This window comes from Citrobacter farmeri (assembly GCF_019048065.1).
GTDB classification, from domain to species: Bacteria; Pseudomonadota; Gammaproteobacteria; order Enterobacterales; family Enterobacteriaceae; genus Citrobacter_A; species Citrobacter_A farmeri.
Map to the genome: position 1 here is coordinate 4,769,824 of NZ_CP077291.1, position 17,306 is coordinate 4,787,129.

Annotated in this window: 18 protein-coding genes; 7 read left to right on the top strand and 11 right to left on the bottom strand. The window is 53.4% G+C overall.

What is annotated here, in order from left to right; translation table 11 throughout:
• Positions 1 to 9 precede the first annotated feature (9 nt).
• On the bottom strand, positions 10 to 930 hold the full coding sequence (rbsK, locus tag I6L53_RS22530) for a ribokinase (protein WP_042323468.1): 921 nt from the start codon (positions 928 to 930) through the stop codon (positions 10 to 12).
• A 326-nt stretch (positions 931 to 1,256) separates the two neighbouring features.
• Between rbsK and I6L53_RS22535 the strand changes: the two genes are divergently transcribed.
• On the top strand, positions 1,257 to 2,042 hold the full coding sequence (locus I6L53_RS22535) for a DeoR family transcriptional regulator (protein WP_042323470.1): 786 nt from the start codon (positions 1,257 to 1,259) through the stop codon (positions 2,040 to 2,042).
• Position 2,043: 1 nt separating this feature from the next.
• On the opposite strand, the gene ilvN is transcribed toward I6L53_RS22535, so the two are convergent.
• The 3 genes from ilvN to ivbL all read right to left on the bottom strand — a co-directional run bounded on the left by ilvN (position 2,044) and on the right by ivbL (position 4,238).
• Positions 2,044 to 2,334, bottom strand: a complete 291-nt coding sequence (gene ilvN, locus I6L53_RS22540) for an acetolactate synthase small subunit (protein WP_042323472.1) — start codon at positions 2,332 to 2,334, stop codon at positions 2,044 to 2,046.
• 3 nt (positions 2,335 to 2,337) lie between these two features.
• Positions 2,338 to 4,032 carry an acetolactate synthase large subunit gene (gene ilvB / locus I6L53_RS22545; RefSeq protein WP_042323474.1) on the bottom strand — a complete coding sequence of 565 codons (1,695 nt, stop codon included), beginning with the start codon at positions 4,030 to 4,032 and terminating at the stop codon, positions 2,338 to 2,340.
• A 107-nt stretch (positions 4,033 to 4,139) separates the two neighbouring features.
• Positions 4,140 to 4,238 (bottom strand): ilvB operon leader peptide IvbL, encoded by a 99-nt coding sequence (ivbL, locus tag I6L53_RS22550; protein WP_042323476.1) that lies wholly within the window; start codon positions 4,236 to 4,238, stop codon positions 4,140 to 4,142.
• A 523-nt stretch (positions 4,239 to 4,761) separates the two neighbouring features.
• Between ivbL and tisB the strand changes: the two genes are divergently transcribed.
• From tisB to emrD, 3 genes are all read left to right on the top strand, one after another.
• Entirely contained in the window at positions 4,762 to 4,851 is a 90-nt protein-coding gene (gene tisB / locus I6L53_RS22555) for a type I toxin-antitoxin system toxin TisB (RefSeq protein ID WP_042323479.1), read from the top strand.
• A gap of 116 nt (positions 4,852 to 4,967) precedes the next feature.
• Positions 4,968 to 5,801, top strand: coding sequence for a DMT family transporter (locus tag I6L53_RS22560; protein WP_042323481.1), 834 nt, complete (start codon positions 4,968 to 4,970; stop codon positions 5,799 to 5,801).
• Between the two features lie 179 nt (positions 5,802 to 5,980).
• Positions 5,981 to 7,165, top strand: coding sequence for a multidrug efflux MFS transporter EmrD (gene emrD, locus I6L53_RS22565; protein ID WP_042323482.1), 1,185 nt, complete (start codon positions 5,981 to 5,983; stop codon positions 7,163 to 7,165).
• Here the strand turns inward: emrD and I6L53_RS22570 are convergent.
• A complete protein-coding gene (locus I6L53_RS22570; RefSeq protein WP_042323483.1) occupies positions 7,092 to 8,141 on the bottom strand; it encodes a cellulase family glycosylhydrolase in 1,050 nt (349 codons plus the stop codon). The genes emrD and I6L53_RS22570 overlap by 74 nt on opposite strands.
• Positions 8,142 to 8,197: 56 nt before the next feature.
• Complete coding sequence (gene dsdC / locus I6L53_RS22575) at positions 8,198 to 9,154, bottom strand: DNA-binding transcriptional regulator DsdC (protein WP_042323485.1); 957 nt, start codon at positions 9,152 to 9,154, stop codon at positions 8,198 to 8,200.
• A gap of 230 nt (positions 9,155 to 9,384) precedes the next feature.
• Between dsdC and dsdX the strand changes: the two genes are divergently transcribed.
• On the top strand, positions 9,385 to 10,722 hold the full coding sequence (dsdX, locus tag I6L53_RS22580; RefSeq protein WP_042323486.1) for a D-serine transporter DsdX: 1,338 nt from the start codon (positions 9,385 to 9,387) through the stop codon (positions 10,720 to 10,722).
• A gap of 17 nt (positions 10,723 to 10,739) precedes the next feature.
• Entirely contained in the window at positions 10,740 to 12,062 is a 1,323-nt protein-coding gene (gene dsdA, locus I6L53_RS22585; protein WP_042323488.1) for a D-serine ammonia-lyase, read from the top strand.
• On the opposite strand, the gene I6L53_RS22590 is transcribed toward dsdA, so the two are convergent.
• From I6L53_RS22590 to I6L53_RS22610, 5 genes are all read right to left on the bottom strand, one after another.
• Positions 12,059 to 12,619 carry a radical SAM protein gene (locus I6L53_RS22590; RefSeq protein ID WP_224267563.1) on the bottom strand — a complete coding sequence of 187 codons (561 nt, stop codon included), beginning with the start codon at positions 12,617 to 12,619 and terminating at the stop codon, positions 12,059 to 12,061. The genes dsdA and I6L53_RS22590 overlap by 4 nt on opposite strands.
• A 14-nt stretch (positions 12,620 to 12,633) precedes the next feature.
• The gene (locus I6L53_RS22595) at positions 12,634 to 12,996 is read right to left on the bottom strand and encodes a DUF202 domain-containing protein (RefSeq protein ID WP_042323490.1); all 363 of its coding nucleotides are present in this window, start codon (positions 12,994 to 12,996) and stop codon (positions 12,634 to 12,636) included.
• Positions 12,986 to 13,333 (bottom strand): YidH family protein, encoded by a 348-nt coding sequence (locus I6L53_RS22600; protein ID WP_042323492.1) that lies wholly within the window; start codon positions 13,331 to 13,333, stop codon positions 12,986 to 12,988. Before I6L53_RS22600 ends, I6L53_RS22595 begins: the two co-directional genes overlap by 11 nt.
• A gap of 92 nt (positions 13,334 to 13,425) precedes the next feature.
• Positions 13,426 to 14,748 (bottom strand): 6-phospho-alpha-glucosidase, encoded by a 1,323-nt coding sequence (locus I6L53_RS22605; protein WP_042323495.1) that lies wholly within the window; start codon positions 14,746 to 14,748, stop codon positions 13,426 to 13,428.
• Entirely contained in the window at positions 14,745 to 16,367 is a 1,623-nt protein-coding gene (locus I6L53_RS22610; RefSeq protein ID WP_042323497.1) for an alpha-glucoside-specific PTS transporter subunit IIBC, read from the bottom strand. The genes I6L53_RS22605 and I6L53_RS22610 overlap by 4 nt, the downstream gene beginning before the upstream one ends.
• Positions 16,368 to 16,589: 222 nt before the next feature.
• On the opposite strand from I6L53_RS22610, the gene I6L53_RS22615 reads away from it, so the two are divergent.
• Positions 16,590 to 17,306: a GntR family transcriptional regulator gene (locus I6L53_RS22615; RefSeq protein ID WP_042323499.1), complete on the top strand. Its 717-nt coding sequence runs from the start codon at positions 16,590 to 16,592 to the stop codon at positions 17,304 to 17,306.

Sequence of the window (17,306 nt, forward strand, 5' to 3'; positions counted from 1 at the left end):
GCAGGAGTATTATTCGTTTAGGGTAAGAAATTCATTAAATTGTTCGATACTCGGATAAGAGGATTGTGTGCCTTTCCCGGTGACGCTAAAGGCAGCGAAAAGGACGGCTTTCTTCATTGCGGCTTCGACATCTCCGCTCTGAACGTAGTAATGGGCAAAGCAACCGATAAAAGCGTCGCCTGCGCCACTGGTATCAACAGCATTAACGCGAAACGCCGGGACATGCACCTCCTGATCGCGCGTCATCCATAGCGCACCTTTCTCACCCATGGTCACAATAATATTGTTTAACCCTTTATCCACCAGGGAACGGGCGGCGGCACGAATATGGTCATACGACTCCACCGGCATACCGGTTAATATTTCCAGTTCAGTTTCATTTGGTACAAAAAAATCACATTTACAGGCATAAGACATATCTAATTCCCGTAATGCCGGCGCGGGATTTAATAATACTTCGATGCCATGCTTTTTGCCGAACTCAATGGCGTGGTAAACCGTCTCCAGTTGAACTTCCAGTTGCAGGACAATAAGCTGACATTTTTTTAAGTCTTCCGCAGCGCGATCGATATCTTCCGGGGAGAGAAACTTGTTCGCGCCTTTAATAATAAGAATGCTGTTACTGGAGTTCGCATTCACAAAAATCGGCGCCACGCCGCTACTGGTGCACGGGACCTTTTCGACATAGGTGGTATTGATGCCCCAGGATTCGAGATTGCGAATGGTGTTATCTGCAAAGATATCATCGCCGACTTTGGTCAGCATCAGCACTTTGGAGTTGAGCTTCGCCGCCGCAACGGCCTGATTCGCGCCTTTCCCACCGCAGCCGATTTTAAACGCCGGCGCTTCCAGGGTTTCGCCTTCTTTGGGCATCTGGTTGGTATAAGTGATGAGATCCACCATGTTGGAGCCAATAACCGCGATATCCATTTTACACCCTCTCAGAAACAATCACATAACAATGATAATAAAATAACATTATCATGTTACTTCTGTATCATTTGTGACTACGATCGCGATTGGAAGATCATTTCTCTGTTTATTTATTGCACACCCCAGGACTCACTGTTACCTAAAAACAGCATCTAAACTGTTACAATTAACTGAAATTAAACCAGTTACAATCAAAAAAACGCGAACAAACGCGCTTTTAATTCCCGCCAGCCAGACGTATAGTAATGCAGCAAGATGATGTTCTGAGAGACACAAAAATGTTACTCATGGAACATACGCAACATGAATCGCGGAGAAGGTGAATGGAAACCAAGCAAAAAGAACGTATTCGACGTCTGATGGAACTGTTGAAGAAGACCGATCGCATCCATCTGAAAGACGCCGCGCGGATGCTGGAAGTCTCCGTGATGACCATTCGCCGGGATCTCAGCCAGGATGACGAGCCGCTGCCCCTGACGCTGCTCGGCGGCTATATAGTGATGGTCAGTAAACCCGCCGCGCCAGCGGGTGCTCCCTTGCTGGCCAAAAAACCCCATCATCGCGACGATCTGCCCATCGCTATCCTGGCCGCCGGTCTGGTGAGCGAAAACGATCTGATCTTTTTTGATAATGGCCCGGAGATGCCGTTGGTGATCAGTATGATCCCGGATGAGATCGCCTTTACCGGGATCTGCTACTCGCACCAGGTCTTTATCGCGCTCAATGAAAAACCCAACGCCACGGCGATCCTCTGTGGTGGAACGTATCGGGCGAAGAGCGACGCCTTTTACGATGCGAATAACCCGTCGGCGCTGGATTCCCTGAATCCGCGAAAAGTCTTTATCTCCGCCAGCGGCGTACACGAGCACTTCGGCGTCAGTTGGTTTAACCCGGACGACCTCGCCACCAAGCGCAAAGCAATGGATCGCGGACTGCGTAAAATTTTACTGACGCGTTACGCCCTGTTCGATGAGGTCGCCCCCGCCAGCATTGGTCCGCTTTCCACCTTTGATGTCCTGATATGCGATCGTCCGCTACCGGCAGATTATGTCGCCCACTGCCGGAACGGTTCCGTCAAGGTGATTACCCCTGATTCAGACGGCGATTAAGTTACTCAAAGAACACAGCAATTTTGTTGAACATTGTGGGGTCTGACTGATTACGCACCACTTTCACCACATCTTCCAGCTTATCGATTTGGCTGATCATCTGCTCCAGACGCTGATCGTCGTTGACCAGCAACCAGATACGGCTCTTGTCGCTGCTCTGAATCGGTAGACAGAGGATCCCCTCAACGTTAAATGCACGGCGGGCGAACAGCCCACAGACGTGGGTCATCACGCCTGGGTGGTTGCGGACGGTGAGTTCCAGAATGACGTTCTCATGTGATTGTTTCTGCATGGCTTATTCCCCCACCATCTCAGTATTTGCCGCGCCTGGCGGTACCATTGGATACACTTTTTCTTCCGCATCAATGCGGACATGGATCAGCGCCGGCCCCGGTTGGCTGATAATCTCCTGCAATGCGGCCTGCGGGTCAGCTTCGTTATTCAGATCGCAGGTCTGTAAACCAAACCCGGCGGCAATCTGCATAAAGTTGATTGTCCCCGGATACGTCGCAGCAAAAACACCCTGCTTGTAGAACAGGCTCTGCTGCTGATGCACCAGCCCCAGCGCTTCGTTGTTCATCAGGATGATTTTCACATCCAACTGGTTTTCGCTGGCGGTCGCCATCTCCTGAATGTTCATCATCAGACTGCCGTCTCCAGAGAAGCACAGCACTTTCTTATCCGGGTTCGCCAGTGCCGCGCCAATCGCGGCTGGCAGACCAAATCCCATGGTGCCCAGGCCGCCAGAAGTCAGCCACTGGCGAGGACGGTTCAGCGGATAGGCCTGCGCGGCCCACATCTGATGCTGGCCCACATCGGTAGTGATAATCGCGTTATCATCCACGCAGGCCGCTACCGCATTGATCAGGCCGTAGTGGCACAGCGGATCGCTCTCCTGTGGGATAGAGCACGGGAATTCGCGTTGCAGATCGCTGACCAACTGCAGCCACTCCGCGCGCGGGTTCGCGTCAATATGCGGAATCAACTGGGCCAGAACCTCATCCACATCAGCCTGAATAGCGATGTGTGGCTGCTTAATTTTTCCCAGTTCCGCGCGGTCAATATCGACGTGGATAATTTTGGCATTTGGGCAGAACTGCTCGGTTTTGCCAATCGCCCGGTCATCAAAACGCGCGCCCAGCACTACCAGCAGATCCGCCTCCTGCAGGATGTAGTTGGTGCTGCGCGCACCGTGCATTCCCAGCATGCCTAACGACAGCGGGTGCGCCTTCGGTAACATCCCCAGCGCCATCAACGTCATGGTGGTTGGCAGTTGCGCCTTTTCTGCCAGCTCACGCACCCGCTGCGGCGCATTAATCACCCCGCCGCCGAGGTACAGCACCGGGCGCTGTGCGGCGTTAATCATCGCGGCAGCGTCACGAATGCTGTCTGCACTGAATTCCGGCGGCGCCATTTTCTCTGCCGGTTCTGGCATCTCGTCAATCTCGAGAATCGCCATCTGGATATCCTTAGGTATGTCTATCCACACTGGGCCAGGACGTCCGGACTGAGCGAGACGAAATGCGTCGCTCATCACCTGCGGGAGTTCATCGATATGTCTGACCAGATAGTTATGTTTTGTGATGGGGATAGAGATGCCGTAGGTGTCCACTTCCTGGAAGGCGTCGGTGCCAATCATTGAGGCAGGGACCTGTCCGGTGATACACACCATGGGGATAGAATCCAGACGCGCATCGGCGATAGCGGTCACCAGATTGGTAGCACCTGGTCCGCTACAGGCCATACACACCGCCGGTTTACCGTCGGTTCGCGCCATACCCTGCGCAATGAACCCCGCCCCTTGTTCGTGGCGTGCCAGAATATGGCGGATTTGCGTGCTCTGACTTAAGGCATCATAGACGGGAAGAATCGATCCGCCCGGAATGCCAGTGACAATCTTGATGCCCTGACGTTCCAGAAAATGAACGATAAATTCAGCGCCCGTAAAACGCGTACGCTGGGATGTTGATGTTGTGCCCGAACTTGCCATACTCCAGTCCTTTTGTTCTGGGCCGACGCTCCGGGCAGGTCTCTTAAACGAAAAACCCCGCCCGGTTTGCGCCGGCGGGGTTTTGGAATCGTGTGTTGTTCCGGACCCTACGGCGCATTGCCGACGACCACCACCACACGCACGACGACCGCTGCGCTAGATGGCGCAGTTTTTAGTAGGGTCGACGTCAGCATGGAAGAGTTCATTAGGGACCTTGTCTGTTTAATGATTAACAGGATTTATACAAGCACAGCTTTCATAAGCTGACAACGGAAAAATTATCATCTGCGTAAAAATGCGTCGACGATCACGTTTCGCCAGGAAAAAGCGGCCAAAACAAAAAACCCCGCCGGAGCGAGGTTTTTTCAGCGTTATGCGGTTGGTTGCCGCAAAGCACACTGTGTTATGTCAACAGCAAAAGTATACGCGTTCTGCGAAGAACACGCAATTTCGACACGAATTTTGACGCTTTTGAGTATGGATCAGAAGCTCGGTACTGTCCATAAATAACTGTTCATTTATACAGTGTTTATCTATAATATCTCAGTACGCAATGTGTTAGGTGGGGCCGCATCGTAAACCGGCGCAACAAAGTCCTGGCTGAAACGGGTGGTGCCGTCAGCGCCTTAACCCCCCGGTGAGCACACTGTGTTATGTCAACAAAGGTGCTGGTAACAGGCGGCGGAAAGGTACGTCAGCACCGTGCTCCTTTGCCAAAAGGAGACGCGTATGAGCCTCGTGGATATCGCTATTCTTATCCTGAAACTCATCGTTGCAGCCATGCAACTGCTTGATGCTGTTCTGAAATACCTGAAGTAATTCAGATTCAAGTCGCACCAAAGGGGAGCGGGCAACCGCTCCCCTTTTACATCGCAGATGCTTGTGTAGCGATGATATGTTACGTTTTTATGACACTCCCTGATGACGCCTGTGCTATGACCCTTTCTGTTTTCTGCATTTTGTTGTTCGCCGCGCTGCTGCACGCCAGCTGGAACGCCATTGTGAAAGCCGGAAACGACAAGCTCTACGCTGCCATCAGCGTCAGTGGTTCCGCCGCCATCATGGCGCTTGTGTGTCTGCCCTTTGCGCCACAGCCTTCAACCGCCAGTATCCCGTTTTTAGCCGCCTCAACCGTATTACAGGTGGTCTACACCGTGCTGGTCGCCAGAACCTATACTGTCTCCGATATGAGCCAGACTTATCCGCTAATGCGCGGGACGGCACCGCTGCTGGTGGCTATCATCAGCGTACTGTTTCTTGGTGACAGCCTGTCCGCGCTGGCCTGGACGGGTATTGCGGTGATCTGCGCCGCCATCCTCGGCATGGCATTTAATGGTCGCGCTCGTTCGCAGCAGGGCATTGTGCTGGCGCTGATTAACGCCTGTTTCATCGCCGGATATACGCTGGTCGACGGCACCGGTGTCAGGCTCTCGGAAACGGCGCTGGGATATACGCTCTGGACCTTCTTTTTGAACGGCTCCTGCCTGCTGGGATGGGCGATGATGGCCCGTCGTCGTGAGGCATTGCGCTATCTGACGCAGCACTGGAAGAAAGGGATTTTTGGCGGCATTGCCACCATGGGTTCTTACGGACTGGCGCTCTGGGCGATGACCCTCGCGCCGCTGGCAGTGGTCGCTGCACTGCGTGAAACCTCAATCCTGTTCGGCGCGCTTATCGCCTGGCTACTGCTGAAAGAGCGGGTCGCGGGATTACGCCTCGTGGCTGCCGGTGGGATTGCCGCCGGAGCCATTCTGTTACGCCTGTCCTAGAACACACACTCGGCAACATTTGTTGCCGTTTTTTGTTTACATATCCTGCCGTTCAGCCTCTTTTCATTCCCGCCTGCCATCTGGCCTTCTTTTTTTAGTGTGGTAGATTTCACTCGCATTTATGGGAATGCGCAGCACCTTATTCTTATTTTTTCTCTTTTTGAAAAGTATTCAGCGAAATGAAAAGGCAGAGAAACGTCAATTTGTTGTTGATGTTGGTATTACTTGTGGCGGTGGGTCAGATGGCGCAAACCATTTATATTCCTGCCATTGCCGACATGGCTCGCGAGCTAAACGTTCGCGAAGGGGCCGTACAAAGCGTTATGGCAGCCTATCTGCTGACCTATGGCGTATCGCAACTGTTTTATGGCCCGCTTTCTGACCGCGTAGGACGCCGCCCGGTGATCCTCGTCGGAATGTCGATTTTTATGCTCGCCACGCTGGTCGCCATTACGACTCACAGCCTGACGGTGCTGATCGCCGCCAGCGCGTTGCAGGGAATGGGAACCGGCGTCGGCGGGGTGATGGCACGGACCTTGCCGCGCGATCTGTATGAAGGCACGCAGCTGCGCCACGCCAACAGCATGCTGAATATGGGTATTCTGGTCAGTCCGCTGCTGGCGCCGCTCATTGGCGGACTACTGGATACGATGTGGAACTGGCGCGCCTGTTACGTTTTCTTGCTTGTACTCTGTGCGGGCGTCACCTTCAGCATGGCGCGCTGGATGCCGGAAACACGTCCCACTGGCGCGCCGCGCACGCGGCTGATGACCAGCTATAAAACCTTGTTTGGTCACAGCGCGTTTAACTGCTATCTGCTAATGCTGATTGGTGGACTGGCCGGTATCGCGGTATTCGAAGCCTGTTCAGGCGTGCTGATGGGCGCGGTGCTCGGGCTGAGCAGTATGGTGGTGAGTATCCTGTTTATCCTGCCGATCCCGGCGGCGTTTTTCGGCGCATGGTTTGCCGGTCGCCCGAATAAGCGCTTCTCAACGCTAATGTGGCAATCGGTGGTGAGTTGTCTGTTGGCCGGGCTGATGATGTGGATCCCCGGCTGGTTTGGCGTGATGAACGTCTGGACACTGTTGATCCCCGCCGCACTGTTCTTCTTCGGTGCCGGGATGCTATTCCCGCTGGCGACCAGCGGCGCGATGGAGCCATTCCCGTTCCTCGCTGGTACTGCGGGCGCGCTGGTGGGCGGTCTGCAAAACATCGGCTCCGGCGTACTGGCATGGCTTTCCGCCATGCTGCCGCAAACCGGGCAGGGTAGCCTCGGGCTGCTGATGACGCTTATGGGGCTGTTGATTTTGCTTTGCTGGCTACCGTTGGCGGCGCGTTTTTCACACCAGGGGCAAGCGATTTAACAACCGTCTGGCCGGGCGTTTCGCAGTCCGGCGCTATCATCGCCCTTAACAGCGGCTCGTGCGCGGGCCGCCAGGCCCCTTCTTCCCCATCGTAAAACTGCGTATCGGCGTTGATCGCGTAGGGAATTTTCGCCTTCTTCAGCTCACATGCCATGAACGTGGCAAAGGAAAGTTGAGAAGAGGACGGTGGATTCTTGCTGGTTTCTCCCGGGGCCCAACCACCAACCCAACTGACATGCCCACTTTTTTGCTGCCAGTGCACAGCGGTATTGATGCGCGCGCGAATCGCCGCTTTCTCTGCTGCCGTCCCGGACGTCCAGGGGTATTTACCGTTATTTTTCACCGGCCCCCACGGGAAGATATGCCATTCAGCCAGGACATAGTTCTGACTCTGCGACGGTAGCCTGAGATTGAGCAAATCTTCCGGTGCAGCACGCAGACGCGGTGCGACAAAAATCATCCGTTGCGGATCGATGGCGTGGATAGTACGAATAGTTTTGTCATACACCCGGTTCAGGGACGTCAGATTATGATTCAGCTTACCGGCCGGTTCGTAAATCAGATCAAACCCCAGCAGCGGTGCACTGTGGGCAAAATAGTGCGCCACCGCGACCCACCAGTTGATCACCTCTTTTTCGTTGCTCGCACTGGGGTCATTTTTATACTCGTCCGCCTGAAAAGCGATAATTGGGATCACGCCGAACTGCTCGCAGGCCTCCACCAGTTTACGCAGATGAATAAGTCGCGCCTCTGTGGGTTCTCCGATGACCCGAATACGCACATGAGCAATCCCTTTTGCCTTGAAGTCCCGCACCACCAGCGGGTCGAACTCCCGAATACCTTGCTCGGTACGCGCCCAGTCGACGTCCATTCCCACACCGAGTTGCTGCGCATAATGCGCCGCCGTCAGCGGCGGTTGCGCTGCCCCCACGGCAAAACTGGCAAACACAAACAGCGAGACAAGAGGTTTAATCACGATGATCCTCAGCAATGTTGCAGGCGCGATATCACGTATTTAGCACGCTTTTTTATTTACCGTGTAGCAGTTTCGCTTGCGGAAAACGACTTCGCCTGCTCATGCAGCCAGTTGATAAAGGCCTCAATTTTCGGCCATTGCCTGCCGGGTAGCGTCGTCATGTAGTAATGCTGGTGACAGGTCAACGCCATCTCACCGAAAGGAGCGACCAGCTCACCGCTCTCCAGTCGCTTTTGTACCAGACGTCTGCGTCCCATCGCCACGCCGATATGGTTCATGGCAGCAATCACCGCTAAATCCGAACGATCAAAGCCAATTCCCGACGATGTCGGCAAATTCACGGCAAAATGTTGCGCCCAGCTATGCCACTCGTCGGTCCCTGAATCATTGCTCCAGGCCTGGCGATCGTGCAGCAGCGTACAATGCGAAAGATTCACCAGAGATCCCATTAAATCAAAGCGTTGGGCATAATCCGGGCTACAGACGGGGAGAATCGCTTCGTCCATTAGGAAGTGATGCTCCAGTTGGGCCGAAGGCGCATCGTCAAAGTAGAGCGCCAGATCGACACCAGCGCGCTGCAGGTTCACGTTGTCGTTGCCCGTTAATATGGTGAGCGAAATCGACGGATAGCGGCGGGTGAAATCACCGAGCGCTGGCACCAGCCAGCATTGCGCAATAGACGGACGAGAATAGACGGTCAACGTCCCGGAGAGTTCCTGGTTTTTGATATCGAGGATCTCCTGGTTCAGCGTATCCAGCGACGATTTCAGCGCCCAGAATACCCGCTTACCTTCATGGGTGAGTTCCACTTTGCGGTGCGATCGCACGAAAAGCTGGATCCCCAACTCCTCTTCCAGTTGGTTAATGCGGTGGCTGATGGCGCTGGGACTCAGCGATAACTCGTCTGCGGCCATCGCAAAAGACTGATGCCGCGCCGCCACTTCAAATGTGTACAGTTTGGATAATTGCCAACCGTTCAGAAGATGGTTTCTGACTTCGCGAAGGGGTTCCATGAGTACCTCGGTGACTTCAGCTTCAGTCCGGCGAAGTGTAAAAAAGATCGCAGAAAAAATCAGCTTAAAGATGAATGAGAGTGAACCATATCGCAAAATTGAGCGAATATTCGATACAAATCACCTCTTTGATTCAATCTGATTCATGTGTAAGAGGATTTATATCGTTTGTCACCGCACGCCGAATTTTTGTCCAATAGGGGCAGGTAAATCACAGGGCAAGGTGAGATATGCACTCTCAAATCTGGGTTGTGAGCACGCTGCTAATTAGCATTGTGTTAATTGTACTGACCATCGTGAAATTCAAATTCCACCCATTCCTGGCACTGCTGCTCGCCAGTTTCTTTGTGGGGGCCATGATGGGCATGGGACCGCTGGACATGGTCAATGCTATCGAAAACGGGATCGGCGGTACGCTCGGCTTCCTCGCCGCCGTCATCGGTCTTGGTACCATTCTCGGTAAAATGATGGAGGTTTCCGGCGCGGCGGAACGCATCGGCTTAACGCTACAGCGCTGCCGCTGGCTCTCCGCTGACGTCATTATGGTGCTGGTGGGGTTGATTTGCGGGATCACGCTGTTCGTTGAAGTGGGCGTGGTATTGTTAATTCCTCTCGCATTCTCCATCGCGAAAAAAACCAACACTTCTCTGCTGAAACTGGCTATCCCACTGTGTACCGCACTGATGGCCGTTCACTGCGTCGTGCCGCCGCATCCGGCAGCGCTGTTTGTTGCCAATAAACTGGGGGCGGATATTGGTTCGGTGATCGTCTACGGCCTGCTGGTTGGCCTGATGGCGTCGTTGATCGGTGGCCCGCTGTTCCTGAAGTTTCTTGGCAATCGCCTACCGTTCAAACCGGTTCCCGCTGAGTTTGCAGACCTCAAAGTCCGCGAGGAAAACACGCTGCCGTCGTTAAGTGCAACACTGTTTACCGTCCTCCTGCCGATTGGTTTGATGCTGGTGAAAACCGTGGCTGAGCTGAACATGACCAAAGGCAGCACGCTGTACACCCTGCTGGAATTTATCGGCAACCCGATTACTGCCATGTTTATTGCCGTCTTTGTGGCGTATTACATTCTCGGCCTGCGCCAGCATATCGGCATGAGCACACTGCTCACCCATACCGAAAACGGTTTTGGTTCTATCGCCAATATCCTGCTGATCATCGGGGCGGGCGGCGCGTTCAACGCCATCCTCAAGAGCAGCGGTCTGGCAGATACGTTAGCGGTGATCCTCTCCAACATGGATATGCACCCGATTCTGCTGGCCTGGCTGGTCGCATTGATTCTGCATGCGGCGGTCGGTTCTGCCACAGTGGCGATGATGGGCGCCACGGCGATTGTCGCGCCGATGCTGCCGATGTATCCCAACGTCAGTCCGGAGATCATCGCCATTGCCATTGGTTCCGGCGCCATTGGCTGCACGATCGTCACCGACTCCCTCTTCTGGCTGGTTAAGCAATACTGCGGCGCCACCCTGAATGAGACGTTCAAATACTATACGACCGCGACATTTATCGCCTCGGTCATTGCACTGGCTTGCACATTCCTGCTTTCCTTTATCATCTAAGCGCAAAGAGACGTCCTATGGAAAACATACAAAAACTCATCGCCCAGTATCCTTTGGTGGAGGAGCTGGTGGCTCTACGAGAAACGACCTGGTTCAACCCGGGAACCACCTCTCTGGCGGAAGGTTTACCTTATGTGGGGCTGACGGAAGAAGACGTTAAAGGTGCCCACGCCCGTCTGGCGCGCTTCGCCCCGTATCTGGCAAAAGCCTTCCCGGAAACCGCTGCGACCGGAGGGATCATTGAATCTGAGGTCGTCGCCATTCCGGCTATGCAACAACGTCTGGAAAAGCAGTACGGACAGAAAATCAGCGGGGAAATCCTGCTGAAAAAAGACAGTCATCTGCCAATATCTGGCTCAATTAAAGCGCGCGGCGGCATTTATGAAGTCCTGACGCACGCCGAAAAACTGGCGCGGGAAGCCGGTATGCTGACCCCCGAAGAGGACTACAGCGTTCTGCTTTCGCCAAAGTTCACAGCCTTCTTTAGCCAGTACAGCATCGCCGTGGGTTCAACCGGCAACCTGGGGCTGTCTATCGGCATTATGAGCGCCCGCATTGGCTTTAACGTTACGGTGCATATGTCTGCGGATGCCCGTGCATGGAAGAAAGCCAAACTGCGTAGCCACGGCGTCACCGTTGTCGAATACGAAGAAGATTACGGCGTGGCGGTTGAGCAGGGTCGCAAAGCAGCGGAGTCCGATCCAAACTGCTTCTTTATTGACGATGAAAACTCCCGCACGCTGTTTTTAGGTTATGCGGTTGCCGGGCAGCGTCTGAAAGCGCAATTCGAACAGCAAGGCCGCGTGGTGGATGCCGATCACCCGCTGTTTGTTTATCTGCCGTGTGGCGTGGGGGGTGGCCCTGGCGGGGTGGCGTTTGGTCTGAAACTGGCATTTGGCGATAACGTGCACTGCTTTTTCGCTGAACCCACCCATTCCCCATGCATGCTGCTGGGCGTGTATACCGGGCTGCACGACAAGATCGCCGTGCAGGAAATCGGTATCGATAACCAGACAGCGGCAGATGGTCTGGCAGTAGGACGTGCATCCGGCTTTGTCGGCAGAGCGATGGAACGTCTGCTGGACGGGTTGTATACCCTCAGCGATCGGTCTATGTACGACATGCTGGGCTGGCTGGCACAGGAGGAGGACATTCGTCTGGAACCGTCAGCACTGGCGGGAATGGCCGGGCCTCAGCGCGTCTGCGCATCCACTGACTATCAGCAGATGCAGGGCATTAGCGCTGAGCAACTTAATAATGCCACGCACCTGGTCTGGGCGACGGGTGGCGGCATGGTGCCAGAAGCAGAAATGGCGCAATACCTGGCGAAAGGACGCTAACATTCTGCGCGCAGCATCGCCATCAGCTCTGTCGGTGAGCGATGCTGCCTGATCAGATCGCGCATCACGCGCATGTGCGGCGCGGTATAATGGATAAACTCACTGTATCCAGCGCACAGCACACTTTTCCCCCTCTCATCGTGATGTTTTGGACAATCTCCATGACAAAAACGAAATACTGTGCAGCGCTGACAGTCAGGGCTGACCGCCGTTTTTTCCTCATACCGTGAATACCCACACCACACATTCAGCACGATATCAAAAAGCCGGATATGTATACGTCCAATATCTTCACGCACCCAGATATCAAATACCGCAGTGAGAAATGTTCCCCACACCTGCGGCTCCACCGATTCTGCCGTCAGCATGCCGCGTTCATCTCGCTCCACGAGTGGAATAAACTGCAGCAGAGAAGCGCCGCTCTGGCGAAGTTGCTGATACAACGGTTCAGGCCATTGACTGTTCTGGCGATTTACCACCACAGACAGGTAAGCAGTATCATTGTAGAAGCAGTGACGACAATCCAGGTTACAACAAGAGCTGGCCGGTTTGGCCATGACCTGACATCCTGTCATGCTAAATTTCCGATCAAGAGGATAAGTTGGCGAACGTGCGTTACAGCAAACAATATTGCGAGAGATAACACCGCGAGGGAGATCATAAATTTGTCACGAACCGCGCGAGATTGGGAAAAATCGAGGAGCGAAACATCCATCAGATTACGCTTGCGGGTATAGCCCCAGAGAATGATGGCCACGATTGCCAGCACCACAATTGAGACCCAGAACAAAAGCCCCGCCTGATGCCAGTGATGTTTCACTGCCAGCGCCATCAGCGCGCCATAGCCCAGCAGAGTACGAAACCATGCCAGCGAGGTACGCTCCGGCTGCAGTCCCGGATCGGTTATGCGACGGGCCTTACGGCTATCCGGCATACAGCACTAGCGCCATAACGACGATCGCCACAATCGTCAAAATCATACTGATAACCAGCAGAGCGCGGGTATAAGGTAAATCTTCCTTCAGCCGCATCGCCTTTTCATTGCGTAACCAACGCAGATAACCGTAAATCGCCAGGCCGCCAGCAAACAAACAGAGCAGCAATGCTAACAGCTCGCGGATCACCGGCGTGGCGAAGTCTGGCGCCAGTTGGTCAAGTCCGACGCCTGCGGCGAGAAAACCCAGCGCAGTGCGGATCCACGCCAGATAAGTACGCTCGTTTGCCAGCGAGAAGCGGTAATCCGGTGATTCTCCGAGGCGAGAAAGTTTCATGAATATTCCTTGTCGGGCTGCAAGCAGGTTCCAGAATAGCCTAAATCGACAGGAACGAGGAGACCGGCATCGTCCGATGCCGGTCAGGAGGTTTAGTGTAATTCCGGCCAGTAGCCTTTATTCGCCTCAATTAAATCATCGAGAATGACTTTTGCCACAGACGCGCTGGGTACCGTTTTGGATAAGGTGATCGCCTGCCAGAGCTTCTGGTAAGAACGTTGTTCCCAGGCATCCACCACCAGTTTTTCAACCGCCACCTGCTGACTCATAAGCCCTTTCTGGAAGTGCGGAATATCGCCTACGGTTAACGGTTCCGGGCCGTTATGTCCCACCAGGCATGGAATTTCTACCATTGCCGTCGCATCAAAGTTATGAATTGCCCCATTGTTCGGCACAATCAGTAACATCCGCTCCTGAGTATTAAAAGCGATAGCTGCCGCCAGATCGACAATATAGGAAGCATGTTCATCAATCTCCAACTCACCCGCAGAAGCGTTACCGGCATTGATAATCGCCCGACAGGCGCTGAAGACATGCTTCTCACGGTGATCCATCACTTCGTTGGCGCGGGTGCGTTCCGGGTTGGAATGCGCCACCACATAGTCCGGGAAGAGATAGTATTTCAGGTAGGTGTTGGGCATCGTTTGGGGATCGAGCGCCTGCACGTCTTTGGCCTTGGCAAACGTGTCATTCCAGCTTGCTTCGGTATGTACATTGTCAGAAGGCGGCACATAGCCATTTTTCGCCACATATTCGCGTAATTTTGGCATCAGATCGTTTCCGTTCAGATCTTCAATCGACGTCCACCAGCCAAAATGGTTCAGGCCATAGTAACGAACACGCATCTGTTTACGATCTTTAAGGCCAACGATCTGCGCCATGCGTCCTTCAATCCCGATCGGCATATCGCAGATATTAAGAATTTTAGCTTTCGGCCGTAGACGACGGGTTGCTTCCGCCACAATCGCCGCCGGGTTGGAGTAGTTCAGCATCCAGGCATTGGGCGAGTATTTTTCCATATAGTCCACCAGTTCCAGCACGCCGCCGATTGAACGCATGCCATAGGCGATCCCTCCGGGTCCACACGTTTCCTGGCCCAATACACCGTGACGCAGCGGGATTTTTTCGTCTTTTTCGCGCATCGGGTATTTCCCTACGCGAATGTGCGCCATCACGAAATCCACATCGGTAAAGGCTGCTTCGGGATCGGTGGTGTAACTAAACGCGATCTCCGGCGCCTGCTCTTTGAGAATGATTTTGCACGCCTCGGCAATCACCTCCTGACGCGCCCCGTCATTGTCATAGAATTTCAGTGAACGCAGGGGAAACCGGTCCTGATTTGCCAGCAACATCAGTACGATACCTGGCGTAAAAGTACTCCCGCCGCCCGCGATTACCACCGAGAATTTTTTCATGATACTGCCTCCGTCATGGGGATATGTTCGTTTGATAAAGAAGATTTCATTAGCGTTTCGAGCTGGTCGCGAACCTGAGGAACATGCAGGCCAACAATCACCTGAATACCGTTACCGCGACGCACAACGCCGTGCGCACCGAGCGCTTTGAAGACGTCATCACTTTGGGTTTTTGCCATGTCAATCAGGGTGATACGTAACCGGGTGGCACAGTTGTTAATACTTTCGATGTTGGCAGCGCCACCGAGCGCCTGTAGTAAACCGGCAGCCTGACCCAATTGGTTATCAGAAGCGGCTGCTGCGCTGGTTTTTCCGCGCGCGGCCTGGTAATCGGCTTTGCTGTAGAGTTTGATTTCACTCTCTTCACGACCCGGCGTTTTCAGGTTGAAACGCAGGATCAGTGCGCGAAAGATGGCGAAATAGAGGCCCGTAAAACAGACGCCAACGGCAATCTGAATAAACATCATTGACGCATGGTTATGGAACATCGGTATCCAGTTCTGTGGCAGGAATTGATCCAACAGACCACCGCCAAAGTTGCCCACCACACCGCACAGGTACATTACTGTCGCCATTGAGGCTGCCAGCACCGCGTGCACAGCAAAAAGCAACGGCGAGATAAAGAGGAAAGTAAATTCCAGTGGTTCGGTAATCCCCACCAGCATGGCCGTTAGCGTCGCTGGGATAAGTAAACCGGCCACTTTTACACGGTTTTCCGGGGCGGCGGTAAAGTAGAGCGCCAGCGCAATGCCGACTGAGCCAAAGACTTTAGAATTACCATGTAGCGCAAAGCCACCTTCCGGGAACAGGGTTTTCAGCGGTTCAATACTCTGGCTAAATTCCTGCAAGTGCTGTGCCCAGTAAACCTGAATACCACTTTCAACCACCGCCGGACCAAAAATGAACGGCCCATAGACAAAGTGGTGTAAACCGGTTGGGATAAGGATGCGTTCGAGGAAAATATAGACCCACACACCAAGGGCTCCGGCAGAACGCAAAAACGCCTGCAGCGATTCAATACCCATTTGTACTTTTGGCCACCCCAGCAAAGTGAGCCAGGCGCAGGGAATCATCACCAGGAAGGCAATGATGACCACAAATGACGATCCCTGGAAAATCCCCAGAAAAACCGGCAACGGCTTATCGAAATAACGGTTATGGAGCGCGGTGACAATACCTGAAATGGCAATAGCGCCAATAATGCTGGTATCAAGCGTTTTAATCCCGGCCATCATGGTCAAACCGCTACCCGCTGTCGGATCTACGCTGAAATCGACGCCAAAAAAATGGCCCCAGGTCATCCCCATCGCATTGATAAAGTAATTCCATGTCAGGAAGCTGACCAGTACTGCGAGACAGGCACGTCCCTGAGCCTGCTTTGCCAGACCAATGGGCAAACCGACGGCAAAAATCAACGGCATATTGCGGAACACCGCCCACCCGCCTTCTTCAATAATGGTGACGATTTGTGCAAAAAGACTGTTGGGATCGGTGAGCGCTTCACCCACAAAAAGTGGGTTACGGAGCATGATGGCAATACCCACCACAATACCGGCAAAGGGAAAGAGCAGTACCGGGGTGAACATCGCGCCACCAAAACGTTGTATTTGACTGAGCATTTTCACATCCTCATGTAACAACCAGTAGGGAGAGGCCTTTTTTGTAGTGATTGCTGGCCTGACACGAGAATAGAAAGTTGCGATCCTCAGGACATGACATGTCGCGACGATTCGTGATCGCTTTCATGGTTTTAATTTCATCAATGAGGTCTACTTTTTTAATAAAAGTTAGACATCTGAAGGTTTTATCAGCGGTGTTTAAAGGGAAAAAGAGGTCTGGTAGTGATCTACAAATCAATAGCAGAACGACTACGAATTCGCCTGAACTCTTCCGATTACAACATCGGAAGCCCGTTACCGGGTGAAAAAAAGCTCGCCGTCGAATTTGCGGTCTCGCGAATGACGATCCGTAAAGCGATTGAGGTGCTGGTGGGTTGGGGTTTAGTCGTGCGTCGTCACGGGAGTGGCACCTACGTGGCGCGCAAAGATGTCCATCATGAAACCACCAACCTGACCGGACTGGCAGAAGTACTGAAGCAACAGGGGAAAGAGGTGACCAGTCAGGTACTGATTTTCGAACTCATGCCTGCGCCCCCGGCGATTGCCAGCCAGCTTCGTATTCAGATTAACGAACGTATCTATTTTTCGCGCCGCGTACGTTATGTTGACGGTAAGCCCTTAATGCTGGAAGACAGTTATATGCCGGTAAAACTCTTCCGCAACCTCTCACTTATCCATCTGGAGGGGTCAAAATTCGATTACATCGAAAAAGAGTGCGGGATCACGATCAGCGGTAATTATGAAAGTCTGTCACCTGTACTTGCGGATAAACAGCTTTCAACCCAAATGAATGTTCCGGAGCAGACACCGTTGCTACGGATTACGTCACTGTCCTACAGCGATAGCGGGGAGTTTTTGAATTATTCAGTCATGTTCAGAAACGCCAGCGAGTATCAGGTGGACTACCATTTACGGCGCGTCCACCCGGACTCCGTCTGA

Coding starts and splice junctions, on each gene's coding strand:
- I6L53_RS22590 (WP_224267563.1), bottom strand. CDS start 12,619: ATGGCCAAACCGGCCAGCTCTTGTTGTAACCTGGATTGTCGTCACTGC.
- dsdA (WP_042323488.1), top strand. CDS start 10,740: ATGGAAAACATACAAAAACTCATCGCCCAGTATCCTTTGGTGGAGGAG.
- I6L53_RS22535 (WP_042323470.1), top strand. CDS start 1,257: ATGGAAACCAAGCAAAAAGAACGTATTCGACGTCTGATGGAACTGTTG.
- ivbL (WP_042323476.1), bottom strand. CDS start 4,238: ATGAACTCTTCCATGCTGACGTCGACCCTACTAAAAACTGCGCCATCT.
- I6L53_RS22605 (WP_042323495.1), bottom strand. CDS start 14,748: ATGAAAAAATTCTCGGTGGTAATCGCGGGCGGCGGGAGTACTTTTACG.
- ilvN (WP_042323472.1), bottom strand. CDS start 2,334: ATGCAGAAACAATCACATGAGAACGTCATTCTGGAACTCACCGTCCGC.
- I6L53_RS22560 (WP_042323481.1), top strand. CDS start 4,968: ATGACCCTTTCTGTTTTCTGCATTTTGTTGTTCGCCGCGCTGCTGCAC.
- dsdC (WP_042323485.1), bottom strand. CDS start 9,154: ATGGAACCCCTTCGCGAAGTCAGAAACCATCTTCTGAACGGTTGGCAA.
- I6L53_RS22595 (WP_042323490.1), bottom strand. CDS start 12,996: ATGCCGGATAGCCGTAAGGCCCGTCGCATAACCGATCCGGGACTGCAG.
- dsdX (WP_042323486.1), top strand. CDS start 9,385: ATGCACTCTCAAATCTGGGTTGTGAGCACGCTGCTAATTAGCATTGTG.
- I6L53_RS22600 (WP_042323492.1), bottom strand. CDS start 13,333: ATGAAACTTTCTCGCCTCGGAGAATCACCGGATTACCGCTTCTCGCTG.
- ilvB (WP_042323474.1), bottom strand. CDS start 4,032: ATGGCAAGTTCGGGCACAACATCAACATCCCAGCGTACGCGTTTTACG.
- emrD (WP_042323482.1), top strand. CDS start 5,981: ATGAAAAGGCAGAGAAACGTCAATTTGTTGTTGATGTTGGTATTACTT.
- rbsK (WP_042323468.1), bottom strand. CDS start 930: ATGGATATCGCGGTTATTGGCTCCAACATGGTGGATCTCATCACTTAT.
- tisB (WP_042323479.1), top strand. CDS start 4,762: ATGAGCCTCGTGGATATCGCTATTCTTATCCTGAAACTCATCGTTGCA.
- I6L53_RS22610 (WP_042323497.1), bottom strand. CDS start 16,367: ATGCTCAGTCAAATACAACGTTTTGGTGGCGCGATGTTCACCCCGGTA.